Origin of the sequence: Dactylosporangium sp. NPDC049525 (genome assembly GCF_040676755.1) — a bacterium.
GTDB lineage: Bacteria > Actinomycetota > Actinomycetes > Mycobacteriales > Micromonosporaceae > Dactylosporangium.
Genome location: NZ_JBFAPO010000026.1, coordinates 124421 through 143531, shown reverse-complemented (window position 1 = coordinate 143531; position 19111 = coordinate 124421). Strand labels below are relative to the sequence as shown.

The following is a 19111-nucleotide window of genomic DNA, read 5'->3' as shown; positions in this document are numbered from 1 at the left end:
CCGAGACATCCCCGACCCAACTCGCCGCCGCCTAACATCAACCACAACGGATCAGCGCTGACCGTCTCCTACACCACCAGCGCGGACGCGACCCGCGGCGGGTCCCGGCGGGGGGTTCCCACCCCGCGCCCCCCATGCTCGCTTCGCTCCCACTCAAGCCTGTTCCTGGCTGCCCCACCGCTGCGCGGCGGGTCCCGGCGGGGGGTTCCCACCCCGCACCCCCATGCGACGCTGCGCGCCGCACTAGAGCTCTATCCGGCGTTCGCGACGGACTCGCGGGCTCTCCGGCGCTCTTCCATCTCGCGCCGGAGGACGTAGCCGCGGATCGCGCGACCCATCAGTTCGGTCGTCTCGTACGTGATGATGACGTCGAACGCGTCGTTCTCCGGGTCCCGGCGGACGAACAGCACCGTGCCGCGGATCGCGATCGTCTCCTCGTCGAGCGCGATCCGCAGGTCGACCCGGTCGTCGCGGTCGAAACGGTCCTCGTGCAGCCGGCACCGCACGCCGCCCTCGGACAGGTCGATGACCCGGCCGCGGAACGCGGTGCCGTCCTTGGTGACCTCGACGCCTTCGCCGCCACCGCCGCGCACGTAGTTGCGCCGGGTCTGCAGCCGCACCGACCCGACCGCCTCCAGCGACCAGCGCGGCGGCTGCTCCCGGCTCAGCTCCACGAGCCGCACGTCCACCGCCTGCCGCCGGTCGCCCGCCACCCAGGCAAGCTCGACGGAGCTGCCGAGCTTCGGCATGTCGGCGGTGTTGACACCGAACGGCGCGGCGACGATCAGCCGCTTGCCGGTCATGTCCTCGACGCGGGACTGATAGGCCTCGCCGTCCATCAGCACCACGTCGACCAGAGCGTTGATCGCGGGCAGGGTCACGCCTACACGTTCGGCCGATCGTCCGCCGACTTGAGGCTCGGATGTTACGAGTCGAGTGCTTCGCGCCACTCGTACGGCTTGGCGAAGTGTCCGGGAGCGCACACCAGCTCCGACGTCTTGCGCTTCTCCCGGGCCGGGCTCCCCGCGACCACGGTGTCCGGCGCCACGTCCCGGGTCACCACCGAGCCGGCGCCGACCAGCGAACGGGCCCCGATCCGTACACCGGGCAGGATCGTCGCGTTGCCACCGATCGAGGCGTCGTCCTCGACCGTGGCGCCGCCGACGCACTCGTCGTAGCGGGGGCACGGCGGGTGCGGGTCGTCGGTGAACACCACCCCGGGCCCCAGGAACACCCGGCGCCCCAGCGTCACGTTCTCCAGGAAGCAGTGTGAGTGCACCCTGCTCCCGTCACCGATCCGGTTGCCCGGCTCCAGCACCGCGTAGGTGCCCACCGAACATCCGTCCCCGATGACGTTGTTCTCCCGGATCATCGCCCCGTGCCCGGACTGGAACCGCGCCCCGATCCGCGCACCCGCGTAGATCACGGTCCCGGACCGGATCCTGCTGCCTGGCCCGATGATCGTCGGCAACTCGCCGGGCGCCGCGCCGCGCGGCGGCACCCCGATCCGCGCACCGGGCTCCACCACGGTGCCCTCACCCAGTTCAACGCCGGGGAAGATCTCTTCGGTCACCGCACGAACCTATTGCACCGCCGCCCCGTTCCACCGCCGGGTTCCCGCGTTGTCGCACACTCGACACCACGGACCCGTAGCGTTTCCGGGGGTGCGCAGCTTCGACTCCGGCCCCGCCGGGACGCTCATGATGCTGATCGGCGTGCTCCTCGCCGCCAGTTCGACCTGGACCGCGATCGCCCACGCCCACTGGCCCGAGGCCCTGCCCAGCATCCTCATCGGCCTGTCCCTCGCCGCCGTCGGCTACTCCCTGTTCGCCAGGTCCCGCCGAGCCCGCGCCGAGCCCCAGTCCTCCGACCAGGAGGACTGACACCCGGATCACCGCCGTGCTCGGGGCGCGGATCCGGTTGCCGCCGGGGCAGGGTCAGGCGAGGCGGGTCGGCAGGAGGGTCAGGGCGACCGTCGTGGCCGGGTGGGGGGCGATCATGCCCTGCTTCGCGCGCGCCGCGCACAGTTCGGCCAGCCTCGTGTAGGCGGCCTGGCCGATGAGGGCGACGAGCTCCGCCTCGTACTCCTGGTAGAGCCGCTTCGTGCCGACGTGGGCCTCTGGGGAGGATGTGCACCACCAGTGCAGGTCGTGGCCGCCTTCGCCCCAGCCGCGGCGGTCGAACTCGCCCAGGGTGGAGACGAGGACCTTGGTGCCGTCGGGGCGTTTGCGCCAGTCCTGGTCGCGGCGGACGGGCAGCTGCCAGCACACGTCGGGCTTGTACTCCAGTGGGTGGACGCCGTCGCGCAGGGCCTGGCCGTGCAGGGCGCAGCCGCCTCCGCCGGGGAAGTCGGTGTCGTTCTGGAAGACGCAGCCGGCGCCGGGGCGGGTCGCGGTGCGCAGGGCCTTGGACTCCCCGTCGATGGTGTCCCACTCGGTGTACTGCTTGAAGCCGCGACGGTAGTGCTGCCAGTGCTCGGGCGTGAGGCGCTTGGCGGCGGCGCGGACCCGCTTCTCGTCGTCGGCGTCGGTGAAGAACGCGCCGTGGGAGCAGCAGCCCTCTTCGGCTTTGCCCTCGATGATGCCGTGGCAGCCCTGCCCGTACACACACGTCCAGTTGGACAGCAGCCAGGTGAGGTCGGCGCGGACGAGGTGGTCGGCGTCGGCGGGGTCGGAGAACTCGAGGAACTCCCGTGGGAAGTCGAGGTCGACCTCGAGGTCGCGCGGCGTGTCAGAGTCGCCGATGCGGTCGACCGCGACGTGAATCTCCATCTGACGAAGGGTACGCGTCCGGTCCCGGCATTACCGTGAAGGGATGCGGCTCGGTGTGCTCGACGTCGGTTCGAACACGGTCCACCTGTTGGTAGTCGACGCGCACCACGGGGCGCATCCGTGGCCGGCGCACTCCCAGAAGGCCGAGCTGCGGCTCGCCGAGAAGATCGGCAAGGACGGCGACCTGAGCCGGGCCGGCGCGGACAGCCTGGTCGCCGCGTGCGCCGAGGCCCGGGACGCGGCGGCGGGGCTGGAGACCGAGGACCTGCTCGCGTTCGCCACGTCGGCGGTGCGCGACGCGAAGAACTCGGCCCGGGTGCTGCGGCGGGTCCGCGAGGAGACCGGCGTCGACCTGCAGGTCCTGTCCGGCGAGGCCGAGGCGATCATGACGTTCCTGGCGGTGCGCCGCTGGTTCGGCTGGTCCGCCGGCCGGCTGCTGGTGATGGACATCGGCGGAGGCTCGCTCGAACTGGCGACCGGCATCGACGAGGAGCCCGATGTGGCGATGTCGGTGCCGCTCGGCGCGGGCCGGCTCACCCGGGAACGCCTGGACGGCGACCCGCCGTCCAGAGCTTCCGTCGACGCGCTGTGCGAATACGCGGAGGCCGAGGTCGCGAAGCCGGCGAAACGGCTCATCGACAGCGGCTGGGACCGTCCGGTGGCCACCTCGAAGACGTTCCGGACCCTGGCCCGGCTGGCCGGGGCCGCGCCGTCCAGCGCGGGACCCCGGGCACCGCGCAGACTGACGAGGACCGGGCTGCATCAGGTCCTGTCGTTCATCCGGAGAATGCCGTCGGCGGCCCTGGCCGAGATCGACGGGGTCAGCCCGGGCCGGGCGCATCAGATCCTCGCCGGGGCGGTGGTTGCCGAGGTCACGATGCGCAGCCTGGGCATCGACGAGGTCGAGATCTGCCCCTGGGCGCTGCGCGAAGGGGTGATTCTTCGCCGGTTGGAAGTGTTGGAGTCGAGTTGATCGACAGGAGACGCTACCCGGCTGGGGCTAGCCTGGTGGAGTGAGTCCACGAACGCCGGTCCTGTTGTCCACCTCGTCCGTCTTCCCTGAGCCGACCGCGGCGGGGTTCGAGATGGCCGCCGCCGTCGGCTACGACGGCGTCGAGGTGATGGTCTGGTCCGATGCGGTCAGCCAGGACGCGGGCGCCCTGGCCGGCCTGTCGAAGCACTACGGGGTGCCGGTCCGGTCGGTGCACGCGCCCTGCCTGATGGTGACGCAGCGGGTCTGGAGCCCCGACCCGTGGGAGCGGCTGCGCCGTGCCGCGGTGCTCGCCGACACGCTCGGCGCGCCTGTCGTCGTGGTGCACCCGCCGTTTGCCTGGCAGCGGGACTACGCCAGGACGTTCGAGACCGGTCTTGCCAGGTTGGGCAAGGCGTTCCCCGGGATCCGGTTCGCGGTGGAGAACATGTTCCCGCTGCGGGGGGTGGGGCGGGAGTTCGTGCCGTATGCGCCGGGCTGGGATCCGACGATCACCGGCTTCGACGCTTACACGCTGGACCTGTCGCACTGCGCGGCCTCGCGGACCGACGCGCTGGGTCTCGCCGACACGATGGGTGCGGGGCTGGCCCACGTGCACCTCGGCGACGGCACCGGCAAGGGCCGCGACGAGCACCTGGTCCCCGGCCGTGGCACGCAGCCGTGCGCGGAGCTGCTGGAGTCGCTGGGGCGGCGCGGGTTCACCGGGTCGGTCGCGGTCGAGGTCGGCACCCGCAAGGCGAGCAGCCGGGCCGAGCGGGAGGCCGACCTGACGGAGTCGCTGCGCTTCGCCCGCCAGCACCTCGCGACCCCGTCGAAGGTGTAAGAAAGCGTCGAAGGTGTAAGAAAGCCCGGCACGCCGTGGTGCGCGCCGGGCCGTGAAGTCGACGGTCAGACCTTGCGGACGGACTCGGCCTGAGGCCCCTTCGGGCCCTGCTTGATCTCGAACTCGACGCGCTGGCCCTCGTCGAGGCTGCGGTAGCCGTCCTCGGCGATGGCGGAGAAGTGGACGAAGACGTCGTTGCCGCCGTCGACGCTGATGAAGCCGAAGCCCTTCTCAGCGTTGAACCACTTCACGGTTCCCTGTGCCATGGTGCTGTTTCTCCTTCGTAGGGCGTTGTGATCCGGTGCGATACCCGGTGTCGAGGGCCGTGAACAGGTGCCACGGCACGACATCGCCCGAACCGAACGCCCGACCTGTCCGAAATTTCGGGCATGCCGGTCGCGCGGTGAAGCGACCACATCACGCAAGATATGCCGAAGTCGACCGTGTCCGTGGCCGTTTCCGGCACTTACGCGGTCACGACAGCCCGATCGGCCTCGCCCACCCCCACCTGCGACGGTGCCAGAGTGGCGCCCGTTTCGGCGGCACGCTTGCGGGCCCGGTGTGCCGCGACGTGCGACCGGGTCGCGCACCGCTCCGAGCAGAACCGGCGGCAGCAGTTGGACGACGTGTCCAGATAGACGTTGCCGCAGCGTTCGTCCGCGCAGACGCCGAACCTGGAGCTGCCGTGCTCGCACAGCCACACCGCCAGGCCCCACGCCGCGCCCGCCAGGAGCTCCGAGCTGACCGACGACCCGCGACCGGTGACGTGCATGTGCCAGTCATGGGTGTCGTGCCCGGAGATGCGCGGCTGCATCGGATATGCCTCCAGCAGCGCGTTGAGCTCGGCGACGGCCGCGACGTCCCGGCCGGACGAGCCGTGCTCGAACACCTCCCGCAGCCGCTTCCGGGCACGCCGGAACGCGATCAGATCGCGCTCCGTCGCCTCGGCGGTCTGCCAACTGTCCTCGCCGAACAGCGCGGCGAGATCCTGCATACTTTCGAGCGGCGCGTTGACGATGTCGACAGCGGTCCGCGCATACGCGTCGAAGTCCACCCGACCAAGGTAGTCAAGAAATGCCACAGTGGCGACCAGGCGTCACCGGTGGCGAGTGGTTCTGTCTACGCTCGGCACATGCTCAGATCGGTCATCCTCGCCGCCGCCCGCTCACATCGGGTCGAGCGGATCGTTGAAACCGCCCCGGTCAGCCGGAGCATCGTGCGCCGTTTCATCGCCGGCGATCACGCGGAGGACGCGTTACAACGCACCCGCGAACTCGTCGCCGACGGACTGGCGGTCACCATCGACCACCTGGGGGAGGACACCACCAACCCCCAGCAGGCCGAGGCGACCCGAGACGAATACCTGCACCTGCTCGACGCCCTGCACGCCGCCGAGCTGACCCCCGCCGCCGAGGTCAGCCTGAAGCTCTCGGCGCTGGGCCAGGTCTTCGACGAGAAGCTCGCCTACGAGCACGCCCGCGCGATCTGCGCCAAGGCGAGCGAGGCCGGGACCACCGTCACCCTCGACGCCGAGGACCACACCACCACCGATTCGACCCTCGAAGTCCTCGGCCGCCTGCGCGCCGACTTCCCGACCACCGGCGCCGTGGTGCAGTCCTACCTGCGCCGCACCGAGGCCGACTGCCGCGAGCTGGCGGTCAGCGGATCCCGGGTCCGCCTGTGCAAGGGCGCCTACAAGGAGCCGGAGTCGGTCGCGTACCAGTCCCGCCTCGACGTCGACAAGTCCTACGTGCGCTGCCTCAACGTGCTCATGGCCGGCACCGGCTACCCGATGCTCGCCACGCACGACCCGCGGCTGGTCGCGATCGGCGAGGACCGGGCCAAGTGGTTCGACCGCAACCCCGACGAGTTCGAGATCCAGATGTTGTACGGGGTACGCCCCGACGAGCAGCTCCGGCTCGCCCGACTCGGGTACACCGTGCGGGTCTACCTTCCGTACGGGACGCAGTGGTATGCGTACATGATGCGGCGGCTCGCCGAGCGCCCCGCCAACCTCGGCTTCCTCGCCCGCGCGGTCACCTCGCGGGGTTAGCCGGACATAGCGGTAGGTTACGGGCCTTACCCTGCATCTCGTCCGTACGGGCGACGCGCCACCTTGACCGGGTCGCGTACGTTCCGGCAGTGATGCAGGGGGATGAGTCTGACGCGACCCGCCAATCGGGACCGGACACCGCGCCGGACCCTGTGGCGCCGGCCCGCGCGCCGCTGCCCCGCCAGCGCCCGGCCGCCGAGTCGATGGTCGAGCCTGTGGCGGCGCCCGCTGCACCACCGGTGATCCCGGTGCCGGTGCCGCAGGCGCCGCCACAGGTCCCCGACCCGATCGCCGTGCACGAGCCGCTGCCGGCCGTTGCCCCGCTGCCGTCGCAGGCCCCGCTGCCGACGCCGGTGCCGCTGTCCGTGGACCGGCCCGCGCCACCGAAGCCGCTGCCGTCGCCGCGCCCGCCGGCATCGCCGCAGCCGGTCGCGCCACCGCAGCCGGTCGCGTCGCAGCAGCCGCTGACGTCGCCGCAGCCGGTCGCGCCGTGGCCGCCGGTCGGGCCGTTCCCGCCGCGGCTGGGCAACACCGGCCAGCACCCGGTCATCCAGCCCCGGGCGTCCGCCGAGAGCCTGCCGCCGTCGCCGCGCCAGCCGATGCCGGGCGAGCCGGCCGACCCGACCGGCTTCGTGCCGCCGGACTCCCCGCGCCCCCAGCCCCTGCGCCCGCACGCCCCGACGGGCCAGTTCCCGCCCGTGCCGCAGCGGACCGGACAGGCGCCGACCGGCCAGTTCCCGCCCATGCCGCATCAGAGCGGGCCGGCCCCGGCCGGCCAGTTCCCGGCCGGGCCGACCCCGACCGGGCAGTTCCCGGTCGTGCCGCAGCCGGGCGGGCCCGCCCAAACCGGGCAGTTCCCGACCGGCCAGTTCCCGGCCGGGCCGCACCTCGGCGTGCCGTCGCAGTCCGGCCCGCAGATGTACGCACCGCAGGCCGGCTACCAGCCGCAGGCCGGCCAGCAGCCGCCGTACCCCGGCCAGCCCTATCCGCCACAGCCTTATCCCGGGCAGTTCGGCTACCCGCCCTTTCCGCCGCCACCACCGCGCCGCTCCCGGATCACCGGCCTGCGCGTGGCCCTGCTGGTCGCGCTCGCGCTGGTGCTGATCACGCCACCGGCGGCGATCGCGTTCGAGTCCGTGCGGCGGGAGCGGACCGCCAGCGGCTCCGCCCAGGGCGTCGACCCGGCCGGCAAGAACTCCGGCCAGGCCAACAGCAAACCCGGCGCGAGCGGCAGCCCGAAGACCTCCGCCCCGCCGTCCGTCGACGGCAAGGTCAAGCAGGCCCTCACCGACCAGGGCGCGGCGCTGCTCAACGGCGACGCCGCCGGGTTCGTCGCCAACGTCGACCCATCCGCCGGCACCCTGCGCGAGGATCTCACCAGGCGCTTCAACTCGCTGCGCCAGCTGCAGGTCAAGGTGTGGGAGCCGACCGTCCTGGACGCCGTCAAGGTCGGCGGCGACAACACCGCCGACGTGATCGTCTACGTCAAGTACTGCTACGTCGTGACCACCTGCGACCCGATGAACCTCGAGACGAAGACGAAGTGGAACGTCACCGCCGACGGGGTCAAACTGCTGGAGTTCGGGGTCGCCGAGGACCTCGGCCCGCGCCCCTGGGAGCGCAGCGAGCTGCGCGTCGCGGTCGGCAAGCGGGTCGTCATGGCGACCACCCCGAAATACGCCTCGCGCCTGAACACGATGCTCAGCGCGGCGGAGAAGGCCGCGGAACTGTCCGACCGCTACTCGAAGTGGAGCCCGGCGCCGTCACGGTACGTCGTCTACCTGGCCGGGCCCGAGGAGTGGTCCACCTGGTACGGCATCAAGCAGGAGAGCTGGGTCGCCGGCTTCGCGCTGCCCCTGACCGCGGACGCCACCGAGATCGTGCTCAACGCGAACCGGGTCGACGTCAAGGAGACCCTGGACGTGCTGCGGCACGAGTTCACGCACGTGGTGACCCTCGCCAAGGTGGCCCGCGCCTACGACCAGACGTGGTGGCTGGTCGAGGGCATCGCCGAGTACGTACGGGTGCAGGGCCTCAACGGCCGCTTCGACGACGTCGCCTCGGTCCGCAAGTACGTGCAGAGCGGCCGCTGGAAGAACGAGATCGCGATGGACGACCCGCCGGAGGGCACCAGCTCCGCCGACGTCAGCGGCCGGTACGGCGTGGCGTTCATGGCGGTCAACCGCATGGCGGAGCGCTTCGGCGAGGAGAAGATGCTCGAGTTCTTCAACCGGGCCGCCAGGGAAGGCGACGCGCTGGAGGACGCCGCGACGAAGGTCTATGGCGTGTCATGGGACGACGTCGCCACCGACTGCGTGAAGTACGTGCGCAACCACGTCTGATCGGCGTCCGTGATCGGCGTGGCAGACTTGCGGACGTGAATCGCGTCCCCCCGCGTGTTCAGCTTTTCGTGGCCGTCCTCACCGTCTTCTCGCTCACCGGCGCGTCCTGCACCGACGAGCAGGACGACATCGGGGTCGGCACCGCAGGCCGCGGCGACGTCGTCGAGGTCGTCGATGCCCCGGCCACCGTCACCGCGCGGGCCGCGGCGACCCTGACCGCGGCCGCGGACGGCACCCTCGCCTCCCTCGCGGTGCGCCCCGGCGACACGGTCCAGGCCGGGCAGCTCCTCGCCGTCGTGGACTCCCCGTCCGCGCAGCAGCGGCTGCGCGGCGCCGAGGACGCCCTGGACGCGCTGAAGGGCGCCGGCGGCGGGGGCGGCGGGGTCAAGAACCTGTCGGCGACGCAGAAGAAGACCGACGACGCCGCCGCGAAGGCGTTCGGCGAGGCGCGCAAGGCCGCCCAGGTGATCGCGGACGCCGGGGTCCGGGCCGGGCTCCTCGCGCAGATCGACTTCGCGGAGAAGTCCTACCAGGAGGCGGCCGCGTCCGCCCGGGCGGTGATCACCGCGGTCCAGCGCGGCCTGGCCAGCGTCACGAAGGCCATGGCGGCGCTGACCGCGGCGCAGCGCAGCCAGGCACAGGCCGCCTACGACCTGGCGAAGTCGACCGTCGACGCGCTGACGCTGCGGGCGCCCGTCGCCGGTGTCGTCCAGCTCGGCGGCACGTCAGCGGCGTCGGCGCCGTCGATCACGGACCTGCTCGGCGCCGCGACCGGCGGCCAGGCACCCGCCGCCGCAGGAGGCACCGGCGCCGGCGCCGGGCCGGGCGTCGACCCGGCCGTCCCCGTCGGCGGGCAGGTGACCGCCGGCACCGCGATCCTCACCGTCGTCGACGTGTCGCAGCTGGGGCTGATGGCCGAGATCGACGAGACCGACGTGCTGCTCGTCGAGCCGGGGGTCGTCGCCAGGGTCGAGCTCGACGCGGCACCCGGCGCCACCTACGAGGCGACCGTCACGTCCGCGGACGTGCTGCCGACCACGTCGGCGCGCGGCGGCGTCTCGTACCGGTCGCGGCTCACCCTGAGCAAGGGCACCTTCGCCGACGGCCGCCCCGCCCCGGCGCCCCGCCCCGGCATGAACGCGGTCGCGCACCTGCAGGTCCGCCAGATCCGCGGCGCGGTGACGGTGCCCGCGGCGGCGGTGTTCAACGTCGGCGGCAAGGACGTCGTGTGGCTGGTCCGCGACGGCAAGGCGATCCAGGCCCCGATCAGCGTCGGCGTGTCCGGCCAGGACCGGGTCGAGGTCCTCAGCGGCGTCGCCGACGGCGACCGGGTCGTGGTCCGCGGCACCGACAAGGTCAAGCAGGGCATGGACCTGCCCAGATGACGGCGGCCCTCGTCGCGCAGGACGTGACCCGGGAGTACGCGCTGGACGGGGTCACCGTCCCGGCGCTGCGCGGGGTCAGCTTCACCGTCGACGCCGGCGACTACGTGGCGATCATCGGCCCGTCCGGGTCCGGCAAGTCGACGCTGATGCACCTGCTCGGCGGGCTGGACCGGCCGACGGCGGGCAGCCTGCGCATCGGCGGCCGGGACGTGGCCGGCCTCGACCCGCAGGCCTTGGCGAAGCTGCGCAACGAGACGATCGGGTTCGTCTTCCAGTCCTTCCACCTCCTCGCCCGCACCACCGCCGTGGACAACGTCGCGCTGCCGCTGGTCTACCGGGGGATGCGGGCCGGGGAACGGCGCCGGCGCGCGGTCGCGATGCTGGAGCGGGTCGGGCTCGGCCACCGCCTCGACCACCGGCCCAACCAGCTGTCCGGCGGCGAGCAGCAGCGGGTCGCGATCGCCCGGGCCCTGGTCACGGACCCGCAGGTGCTGCTCGCCGACGAGCCGACCGGCAACCTCGACTCGAAGAACGGGCAGGCGGTCCTGGCCCTGCTGGAGACCCTCAACCAGGAGCAGGGCGTCGCGCTCGTCGTCGTCACCCATGACACCGAGGTCGCCGACCGCGCCCACCGCAAGATCGTCATGCGCGACGGCCTCGTCGTGGGGGACTCGTGAGATTTGCGGAGGCGTGGCGGGTCGCCATCGACGCCCTGCGCGCGAACCGGCTGCGCTCGACCCTGACCATGCTGGGCGTGATCATCGGCGTGGCCGCTGTGGTCGTCCTCGTCGCCATCGGTACCGGTACCAAACAGCAGATCGAACGGCAGGTCGAGGGGCTCGGCTCGAACCTGCTCATCGTCCTGCCCGGCCAGGTGAGCCTCGGCTCGGCACCGTCCGTGTCGCGGATGGACCTCTCCGACGTCGACGCCGTGGCGAAGATCGTGGGGGACCGCAACCGGGTCGCCGTCAGCGTCGCGTCGGGCGAGACCGTCGCCGCCGGCAACGTCGACACGTTCGCCACGATCAACGGCGTCATCGAGACCACCCCGCAGGTGTTCGTGCGCAGCCTGGCCCGCGGCACGTACCTGAGCCGCAGCGACGTCGACACCCAGCGCCGCGTCGCGGTCCTCGGCTGGAGCGTCGCGAAGACCCTCTTCGGCGATCGCGACGCCGTCGGCCAGCAGGTCACCATCGCCGGCGTCCGCTTCCGGGTGATCGGCGTGTTCTCCCAGCTCGGGCAGAGCCTCGGGGTCGACCGCGACAACGAGGTCCACATCCCGATCACCAGCGCGCACCGGCTCCTGGGTACCAACCGCGTCGACGGGATCGCGATCAAGGCCCCGAACCGCGAGGAGATCGACGACCTCAGCGCCCGCATCATCGCCGAACTCGGCCGCCGCCACCCGGGCACCGAGTTCAGCGCCGTCACCCAGGAACAGATCCTCGGCGTCCTCGGCGATATCCTCGGCGTGCTCACCGGGGTCCTCGCCGCGATCGCCGGCATCTCCCTGCTCGTCGGCGGGGTCGGCGTCTCCAACATCATGCTCGTCTCCGTGCGGGAGCGGACGAAGGAGATCGGGCTGCGCAAGGCGGTCGGCGCCAGGCCCCGCGACATCGGCGTGCAGTTCCTGCTCGAGGCGGTGCTGCTCACCACCCTCGGCGGGTTCATCGGGATGGGTCTCGGCATCGGCGCCGCCCTGCTCGTCGCCGCGCTGTCGCCGGTGCCGGCCGCGATCACGTGGTGGTCCCTGGCCCTCGCCTTCGGCGTGTCCGCCGCCGTCGGCATCATCTTCGGCGTCGTGCCCGCCCAGCGGGCCGGGCGCCTGGACCCCGTCGTCGCGCTGCGCACCGAGTAGCCCCCAGGCGGTCCCACGTGGCTCCCGGCCTGGGTGGGCATCACTTGACCTTGAAAGCAAAGAATCCGACGAAGCCAAGGCGCAAGTCACAGCAGTACCGTTACCGTACTGATAACACGCTGATTCATCAGCTTGGCGAGCACGCTGGTCGGAGGTCGCGATGTCTAGCACGCCACACACCACCGAAGGCCGGTTGGGCGAGGTCAGGTTTCTCACGGTCGCCGAGGTGGCAACCTTGATGCGAGTGTCCAAGATGACCGTCTACCGCCTGGTTCACGCCGGAGATCTCACCGCCGTCCGGGTCGGCCGGTCGTTCCGGGTGCCGGAGCACGCGGTCGACGCATACCTGCGCGAAGCGTTCCGCGAGACGGCGTAACCACACGTCTCGCGCCACACCGGTGAGCCCGCTTTTCCGATCACGTGGGGATGCGGCTACGCTGGAGCCGCTAACCATGTCTTCGGCGTGCCAGCGATGGCACGCGTTCCGCTGTATCGAGGAGATACCCGTATGGGCTCGGTGGTCAAGAAGCGCCGCAAGCGTATGGCCAAGAAGAAGCACCGCAAGCTGCTGCGCAAGACCCGCGTCCAGCGTCGTCGTCTCGGCAAGTAGCAGCGCGCCGGCGGTCCGCCCGGCTCGCGCGCACTCGCTTCTAGGGGTTTCGTGTCTAGAGAAGTCGCGTGGGCGGGCCGGAGCGCAGCCGAGGCTGCCCACCATGAGTGCAGGACCGGCTCAGGGCGGCACCGGAGCGCAGCGGAGGTGACGCCGTGAGCACGCCACAAGTTGTCCTGGTGACAGGGGTGGGCCGCTATCTGGGCGCGCACCTGGCCGCCCGGCTCGCCGCCGATCCCCGGATCGAGCGGGTCGTCGGCATCGACAGCACCGCACCGTCAGGTGAACTCGCCGCGGTCCTCAAGGACGTCGACGTGCACCAGATCGACCTGCGCACCCCTGGGGTGTTGCGGGTGCTGGTCGACGCCCGGGTCGAGGCGGTGGCGCACCTCGCCGTGACCACCGCGGCCGACCAGCACGGCGGTCGCGCCGCGATGAAAGAGCTCAACGTCATCGGCACCATGCAGCTGCTCGCCGCCTGCCAGCAGGCGGCCCGGCTGAGCAAGCTGGTGATCCGCTCCTCCACCGCGGCCTACGGCGCGTCCTTCCGCGACCCGGCGATCTTCACCGAGGACACCGAGCCGCGGGAGATCCCACGCGGCGGCTTCGCCAAGGACGTCCTGGACATCGAGGGCTACGTCCGCGGCTTCCGCCGCCGGCGCCCCGACGTCGGTGCCACCGTGCTGCGCTTCGCGCCGTTCATCGGCTCGACCGTCGACACCAGCCTGACCAGGTACTTCGCCGCGCCCGTCGTCCCGACCGTCTTCGGCCGGGATCCCCGCCTGCAGTTCCTGCACGTCGACGACGCGTTCGAAGTCCTGCACCGCTCCGTGGTCGAGTCGCACCCCGGCACGTTCAACGTCGCCGGCGGCGGCACCCTCACGCTGTCGCAGGCCGTCCGGCGGGCCGGCCGGATCACCATGCCGGTCATCGAGCCCGGCCTCGGCATCGTCGCCGGCCTCGGCCGCGGCACCGTGTCCCTGGACCAGCTCGACCTGTTCGTGCACGGCCGGGTCGTCGACACGACCAGACTCATCCGGGAGTTCGGCTTCACCCCCCGGACCACCGCGGAAGCCTTCGACGAGTTCGTCCGCAGCCGCCGGTCCCGCGAGGCGCTGCCGGCCGACCGCATCCGAGCCATCGAGCAAACCCTGCTCGAAGGCTTCCGACGGACCCGTGCGGCGCGCGCCGCGTTGGAGGCTGGCAAATGACTGACCCTGGTCTCCCTGACCAGTGGGACGACCGGGTCGCCGGCGCGCTCGCCTTCCTCCGCGAACGTCTCACCGGCGACTACGAGGTCGACGGCTTCGGCTTCGACCGCCACCTGACCGACGGCGTGTTCCTGCCGCTGCTGCGCCCCCTGTACAACCAGTGGTTCCGCACCGAGGTCTTCGGCGTCGAGCACCTGCCGAAAGAAGGCCCGGCCCTCGTCGTCGCGAACCACTCCGGCACCGTCGCCCTCGACGCCCTCATGCTGTCCGTCGCGGTCCACGACGAGACCGCCGCCCGCCGCCACCTGCGCCTGCTCGGCGCCGACCTGGTCTTCCGCCTCCCCGTGCTGTCCGAGATGGCCCGCAAGTCCGGCGCCACCCTCGCCTGCAACCCCGACGCGGAACGCCTCCTCGGCGAGGGCGAGCTCGTCGGCGTCTTCCCCGAGGGCTTCAAGGGCATCGGCAAGCCGTTCGCCGAGCGGTACAAGCTGCAACGCTTCGGCCGGGGCGGCTTCGTCTCCGCCGCGGTGCGCACCGGCACGCCGATCGTCCCGGTCTCCATCGTCGGCGCGGAGGAGATCTACCCGCTGATCGGCAACCTGCGGCCGCTGGCCCGCCTGCTGGGCGCCCCGTACTTCCCGGTCACGCCGACGTTCCCGTGGCTCGGCCCGCTGGGCATGGTCCCGCTGCCGAGCAAGTGGCTCATCGAGTTCGGCGAGCCGATCCCGACGGTGGACTTCATCGACTCCGCGGACGACCCGATGGTCGTGTTCAACCTCGCCGACCAGGTCCGCGAGACGATCCAGCAGACGCTGTACAAGCTCCTCGACCGCCGCCCCGACGCCTTCTCCAGCTGAACGCCTCTGTCCGGCTCGTGGGGGTCGGCGCTCTTCCCCGAGCCTCGGCCGGGCGTCGGAGGCGGCGTAGAATACGGAACGTGGTTGCACGGTAGCAACATTGGAGATCAATTTCTCAGGTGTGTGTACCGTGATGGTGAAACGCGCGGCCGGCACGACCGACGTGTAGGGCTATGCGATGCCGCAGGGCTACGCGACGCCGCGAAGCGAGGCGGGTAAGGCGAGCGGGTAAGGCGAGCGCGGAATGCCGCCGGGCCAGGCGAGCGGGGGACGACGCCGGGCCACGCGACCGGGGCCACGCAAGCGGGGGGCGTCAGCGGGCCACGCAAGCGCAGAACGCCACCGGGTCACGCGACTGGGGCAACGCGACCGGGGGACGCCAGCGGGGCACGCCGCGACGCCAGCGGGGCACGCCGCCGGGCTATGTGACCAGGCCACGCGAGCGCGGAATGCCGCCGGGTCACGCGAGCGGGACGACGCCGGGCAGGCGAGCGGGCAGGCGAGCGCGGAACGCCGCAGGGCCAGGCAGGCCAGGCGAGCGGGGACGCCGCCGGGCCACGCGACCGAACCACGCAAGCGCGGAATGCAGCCGGGCCACGCGACCGGGGGACGCCGCCGGGCTACGCGAGCGGGGGACGCCGCCGGGCTACGCGAGCGGGGGACGTCGCCGGCGGCGGATGGCAGCGGCGGTGGCGACGCCGCCCACGAGCACCCCAGTCGCGAGAGCGGCCGGCACCGCGATCTTGGCAGCCTTGCGGCCGGTGCGGAAGTCGCGGATCTCCCAGCCCCGTTTGCGGGCCTCGCGGCGCAGCGCCGGGTCGGGGTTGACGGCGACGGCGTAGCCGACGGTGGACAGCATCGGGGTGTCGTTGACCGAGTCGCTGTAGGCGGCGCACCGCTGCAGGTCCAGCCGCTCCACCTCGGCGAGGGCGGTGATGGCTGCGGCCTTCTCGGGGCCGTGCATGAGGCCACCGACGAGACGGCCGGTGTAGACGCCGTCGCAGATCTCGGCGACGGTGCCGATGGCGCCGGTCAGGTTGAGCCGCTGGGCGATGATGCGGCCGAGCTCGACCGGGGCCGCGGTGACGAGCCAGACCCGCTGGCCGGCGTCGAGGTGGAGCTGGGCGAGGGCGCGGGTGCCGGACCAGATCCGGTCGGCCATCAGCTCGTCGAAGATCTCCTCGCAGAGCCGCTCCATGTCCTCGACCCGCCAGCCGGCGATGAACGCGAGCGCCGTGGACTTGGCGCCTGCGACGGTGCCGGCGTGTTCGGAGGCGAGGAGCCGGAAACGGGCCTGCTGGTAGGCGAAACGGACCAGGTCGCCGCTGGTGAAGTATTTGCGTTTCGCGAGGCCGCGGGCGAAGTAGTAGATCGAAGCGCCCTGCATCATCGTGTTGTCGACGTCGAAGAAGGCGGCGGCGGCCGGGTCGGCGGGGACTTCGAGGGCGGCTTCGACCTCGGCGACGGCCCAACCTGTCGTGGACGTCACGATACGGCCGGACTGCCGGCGGCGCCGTAAGGCGAGCGCGGCGGTCGAAGGACGGATCGGCATGCGCGGTAACCCCCTCTGCGTTCGACCAACCGTACCGGCATGAACAACGAGAAAGGCCCGGTGTCAGACACCGGGCCCTTCGCATGACGTCGTACTCAGTCGAACAGCCAGCCGAGCAGACCTTGGTCCTTCGTGGGGGAAGGTGCGGGGCCGCTGGTGGCGGGCTCCGCCGGTGCGGACTCGGTCGCAGAACCGGTGCTGGTGCCGGCCGAGCCGCTGGGGACCGCGCGCTGGCCGGCGGGGGCGCCGGTCTGGCCCGGATTGTTCTGCTGCTGGGTGTTGCCCGGCTGCTGGGTGTTGGAGCCCGAGGTCTTCTGCCCGGCCGGCTTGCACGCGGTGCTGTTGGGCACCGGTCCGAGCTGGTCGGCGGCGGAGACCGCGGCGGAACCACATTTGATCAGCGGGCGGATCGCCTTGGAACGCCGGTCGATCTCGTCGAGCAGGGTCACGGACTTGGCGGCCCGTGCCCTGGCGTCGCCGTTGACCCCGTTACGGAGCTTCTCGGCGCCGGCACGCTGGGTGCCGGTGAACGCGTCGATGGCATCCAGGGCGGCGGAGTCTTTCCGGCCGACGGCGGTCGCGGTCAGCAGGCGCACGCCTTCGAGCGTCTCGCTGTCCATGTCGTCGAGGACCGCGGTCAGACCCGTCGGGTCCTTCACCGCCTGTGCCTCGTCGAGCCGGGTCCGTGCGAACTCCAGGTACAGCTGGCCGCGGCTGATGTCCGAGCCGGCGAGTGCCAGCTGGGCCTTCTCCGTGGACCGTTTCACCGTGTAGAGGGCGTCGCCTGGGATGGCGTCGCCGCTCGCCGCGGACATGCCCGACAGTGCGAGGGTGCCGGCGGCGAGGCCGACGACGATCGCGCCGCGGGTGCGGGTCCTGCGGCTGACCGCGGGCCGGCTGCCCGCGGGGCGGCGCAGCGAGCGCAATCCCCTGCGGGTCACCTCGGGTTCCGGGTCCTTGGCGGTGATTCCGATGCCTTCTCGTTCTGCTGTGGCCAGGAGCATGGCCCGCAGTCCGTCCTTGAACTCCTGCTGCGTCTCCACCTTGACCGGGAGGTCGGTCAGCCGTTGGCTGACTGAGACCAGTCCGGTCAGGGAGTCGTCGAGCGTGGACCTCATGCGGTGCCTGCGGGCTCCTGCTGCCTCGTCCATGAGCTGAGCGAAACGCTCAGCCCGACGACGGTGGAAGACGGAGCCGATCACCTGAGGCACCCCCCTTCGCTGATCGCGTTGCTCAGGCGCGGCAGGGTAGCGGGATGGTGTGCCACCGCGTCCGCCGTGCGCCAAGCCGACGGTCGCACCCGGACCAACGGTGCAGAGCGGAGGCTGGTTACGGCGCTGGAGGAGGCACTGTAACTGAAGGTGACAGCGGTCACGGCTGGAATCCGTCGGGGAGCAGCCGCGCGAGGGCCCTGACCGCGCGGTACTGCAACGCCTTGATCGCGCCCTCGTTCTTGCTCATGGCGTGGGCGGTCTCGGCGACGGAGAAGCCGTGCAGGAAGCGCAGCACGATGCACTCCTGCTGCTCCGGGTTGAGCTGCTTGACCGCCTTGAGCAGGTCGACGTTCGTGATGTGGTCGATGACCGCGGCCTCGGGGCTGCCCTCCGGCCCCCGATCGGGCCGGTCGGCGTCCAGCACGTCACCGGTGGTGACCTCGAGCCGGTACCGGCCGGACTTGAAGTGGTCGGCGACCAGGTTCCGGGCGATCGTCACGAGCCAGGCGCCGAGGTCGCGGCCCTGCCAGGTGAAGCTGCCGATGCGCTTCAACGCCCGCAGGAACGTGTCCGCGGTCAGGTCCTCGGCGAGCTGCCGGTTGCCGACGCGGAAGTACACGAACCGGAAGACGGTGTCGAAGTAGCGGTCGTACAGCAGCCCGAAGGCCGCGCCGTCGCCGGCCTGGGCGCGTTCGATGAGCGCCCACACCTCCGACGCGGGGTCGCCGCGGTCCGGCCGGGCCGGTTTCGCCGGCTCCTGCGGGGCGGGTGGCCCGGTGTCGACCAGCGGCTCCGTCAGGGTGCCCGCCACGGTGGCCTTCGAGATCGGGACGGTGTCGTCCTCGATGAGGCCGGCGCCGGGCGAGGGCTTGCCGTTGGCGCCCGCGTTCGGTCTGACGTTTGTGCCGGCGCCTTGGCCGGAGCCTTGACGGGCGGGTGCCTCGTTGGTGTGTGGACGTCCCCGTGTGCGTGGGACGCTGCCGCCTTCACCGCGAATGACGGTGCTGAACATGTCGCGCATCGAGTCTCGCAACATGTACAGCCCATCGGCGAGTGCGTGCTCGGCGTCGAACACGTGCTGGATCGCGGTCATGCGTCGCAATCCAGACCACACGGCCTATTCGGCGCGATCACGGGCACTTCGGCCTCCTCGGGGTGAGGGGTGTCAACTCGCAACAAATGGGGTGAGCTGACTTGGGTGATGATAGGTCCGGCGTCACCCGCATGTGGGCAGTCTTTGGCGTGAGGGCACAATTCTTCCCACAGATCGGGGACGCCCCGGCGCACATGCTGTCCGTCACTTGCTCACGACACGCCGTGCAACACGCCGAATACTTGGGCAAACGGGACGTACACACGCCGGACTTACTTGGCCGCGACACACCGAACCCACACGATCGAGTGGACCTTTACTCAGTCGGCGTGTCGGACGCGTAAGCACCCT

The 19111-nt window shown here is 71.6% G+C and carries 19 protein-coding genes and 1 pseudogene; 12 read left to right on the top strand and 8 right to left on the bottom strand.

The annotated features are described in order from the left end of the window. Positions 1-251 precede the first annotated feature (251 nt). Positions 252-881: a PilZ domain-containing protein gene (locus tag AB0K00_RS31995; RefSeq protein WP_363527858.1), complete on the bottom strand. Its 630-nt coding sequence runs from the start codon at positions 879-881 to the stop codon at positions 252-254. 44 nt (positions 882-925) lie between these two features. Continuing rightward, complete coding sequence (locus AB0K00_RS31990) at positions 926-1573, bottom strand: acyltransferase (RefSeq protein ID WP_327006530.1); 648 nt, start codon at positions 1571-1573, stop codon at positions 926-928. Positions 1574-1664: 91 nt separating this feature from the next. Here AB0K00_RS31990 and AB0K00_RS31985 point away from each other — a divergent pair, with 91 nt between their 5' ends. Further along, the gene (locus AB0K00_RS31985) at positions 1665-1883 is read left to right on the top strand and encodes a hypothetical protein (protein WP_363527855.1); all 219 of its coding nucleotides are present in this window, start codon (positions 1665-1667) and stop codon (positions 1881-1883) included. Positions 1884-1937: 54 nt separating this feature from the next. Here AB0K00_RS31985 and AB0K00_RS31980 read toward each other — a convergent pair whose 3' ends face one another. Next, on the bottom strand, positions 1938-2771 hold the full coding sequence (locus AB0K00_RS31980) for a hypothetical protein (protein WP_363527853.1): 834 nt from the start codon (positions 2769-2771) through the stop codon (positions 1938-1940). A 43-nt stretch (positions 2772-2814) separates the two neighbouring features. On the opposite strand from AB0K00_RS31980, the gene AB0K00_RS31975 reads away from it, so the two are divergent. Both AB0K00_RS31975 and AB0K00_RS31970 read left to right on the top strand, forming a co-directional pair. Further along, a complete protein-coding gene (locus tag AB0K00_RS31975) occupies positions 2815-3744 on the top strand; it encodes a Ppx/GppA phosphatase family protein (RefSeq protein ID WP_363527850.1) in 930 nt (309 codons plus the stop codon). Positions 3745-3784: 40 nt separating this feature from the next. Continuing rightward, entirely contained in the window at positions 3785-4585 is an 801-nt protein-coding gene (locus AB0K00_RS31970; protein ID WP_363527847.1) for a sugar phosphate isomerase/epimerase family protein, read from the top strand. A gap of 65 nt (positions 4586-4650) precedes the next feature. Here AB0K00_RS31970 and AB0K00_RS31965 read toward each other — a convergent pair whose 3' ends face one another. Together AB0K00_RS31965 and AB0K00_RS31960 are read right to left on the bottom strand one after the other, a co-directional pair. Further along, positions 4651-4851, bottom strand: coding sequence for a cold-shock protein (locus AB0K00_RS31965; RefSeq protein WP_363527844.1), 201 nt, complete (start codon positions 4849-4851; stop codon positions 4651-4653). Between the two features lie 200 nt (positions 4852-5051). Continuing rightward, positions 5052-5639 carry a CGNR zinc finger domain-containing protein gene (locus AB0K00_RS31960; RefSeq protein ID WP_363412186.1) on the bottom strand — a complete coding sequence of 196 codons (588 nt, stop codon included), beginning with the start codon at positions 5637-5639 and terminating at the stop codon, positions 5052-5054. Between the two features lie 78 nt (positions 5640-5717). On the opposite strand from AB0K00_RS31960, the gene AB0K00_RS31955 reads away from it, so the two are divergent. From AB0K00_RS31955 to AB0K00_RS31915, 9 genes are all read left to right on the top strand, one after another. Next, positions 5718-6638, top strand: a complete 921-nt coding sequence (locus AB0K00_RS31955; protein ID WP_363527841.1) for a proline dehydrogenase family protein — start codon at positions 5718-5720, stop codon at positions 6636-6638. Between the two features lie 89 nt (positions 6639-6727). Then, positions 6728-8980: a hypothetical protein gene (locus AB0K00_RS31950; protein WP_363527838.1), complete on the top strand. Its 2253-nt coding sequence runs from the start codon at positions 6728-6730 to the stop codon at positions 8978-8980. Next, complete coding sequence (locus tag AB0K00_RS31945) at positions 8929-10365, top strand: HlyD family efflux transporter periplasmic adaptor subunit (RefSeq protein ID WP_363527835.1); 1437 nt, start codon at positions 8929-8931, stop codon at positions 10363-10365. Before AB0K00_RS31950 ends, AB0K00_RS31945 begins: the two co-directional genes overlap by 52 nt. Then, on the top strand, positions 10362-11042 hold the full coding sequence (locus AB0K00_RS31940) for an ABC transporter ATP-binding protein (protein WP_363527832.1): 681 nt from the start codon (positions 10362-10364) through the stop codon (positions 11040-11042). The genes AB0K00_RS31945 and AB0K00_RS31940 overlap by 4 nt, the downstream gene beginning before the upstream one ends. After that, the gene (locus tag AB0K00_RS31935; protein WP_363527829.1) at positions 11039-12223 is read left to right on the top strand and encodes an ABC transporter permease; all 1185 of its coding nucleotides are present in this window, start codon (positions 11039-11041) and stop codon (positions 12221-12223) included. Before AB0K00_RS31940 ends, AB0K00_RS31935 begins: the two co-directional genes overlap by 4 nt. Before the next feature lie 160 nt (positions 12224-12383). After that, positions 12384-12599 carry a helix-turn-helix domain-containing protein gene (locus AB0K00_RS31930; RefSeq protein ID WP_033363444.1) on the top strand — a complete coding sequence of 72 codons (216 nt, stop codon included), beginning with the start codon at positions 12384-12386 and terminating at the stop codon, positions 12597-12599. A 132-nt stretch (positions 12600-12731) separates the two neighbouring features. Beyond that, positions 12732-12833: an AURKAIP1/COX24 domain-containing protein gene (locus AB0K00_RS31925; RefSeq protein ID WP_007465623.1), complete on the top strand. Its 102-nt coding sequence runs from the start codon at positions 12732-12734 to the stop codon at positions 12831-12833. A 155-nt stretch (positions 12834-12988) separates the two neighbouring features. Next, positions 12989-14044, top strand: coding sequence for an NAD-dependent epimerase/dehydratase family protein (locus tag AB0K00_RS31920; protein WP_363527826.1), 1056 nt, complete (start codon positions 12989-12991; stop codon positions 14042-14044). After that, complete coding sequence (locus AB0K00_RS31915) at positions 14041-14901, top strand: lysophospholipid acyltransferase family protein (RefSeq protein WP_363527823.1); 861 nt, start codon at positions 14041-14043, stop codon at positions 14899-14901. Before AB0K00_RS31920 ends, AB0K00_RS31915 begins: the two co-directional genes overlap by 4 nt. Positions 14902-15547: 646 nt before the next feature. Here the strand turns inward: AB0K00_RS31915 and AB0K00_RS31910 are convergent. The 3 genes and pseudogenes from AB0K00_RS31910 to AB0K00_RS31900 all read right to left on the bottom strand — a co-directional run bounded on the left by AB0K00_RS31910 (position 15548) and on the right by AB0K00_RS31900 (position 18679). Beyond that, complete coding sequence (locus AB0K00_RS31910; protein WP_363527820.1) at positions 15548-16453, bottom strand: HAD-IB family hydrolase; 906 nt, start codon at positions 16451-16453, stop codon at positions 15548-15550. Positions 16454-16791: 338 nt separating this feature from the next. Beyond that, positions 16792-17655: pseudogene (locus AB0K00_RS31905) on the bottom strand (DUF5667 domain-containing protein); the annotation flags it as partial. Between the two features lie 169 nt (positions 17656-17824). Then, entirely contained in the window at positions 17825-18679 is an 855-nt protein-coding gene (locus AB0K00_RS31900; RefSeq protein WP_363527870.1) for a sigma-70 family RNA polymerase sigma factor, read from the bottom strand. Positions 18680-19111 lie beyond the last annotated feature (432 nt).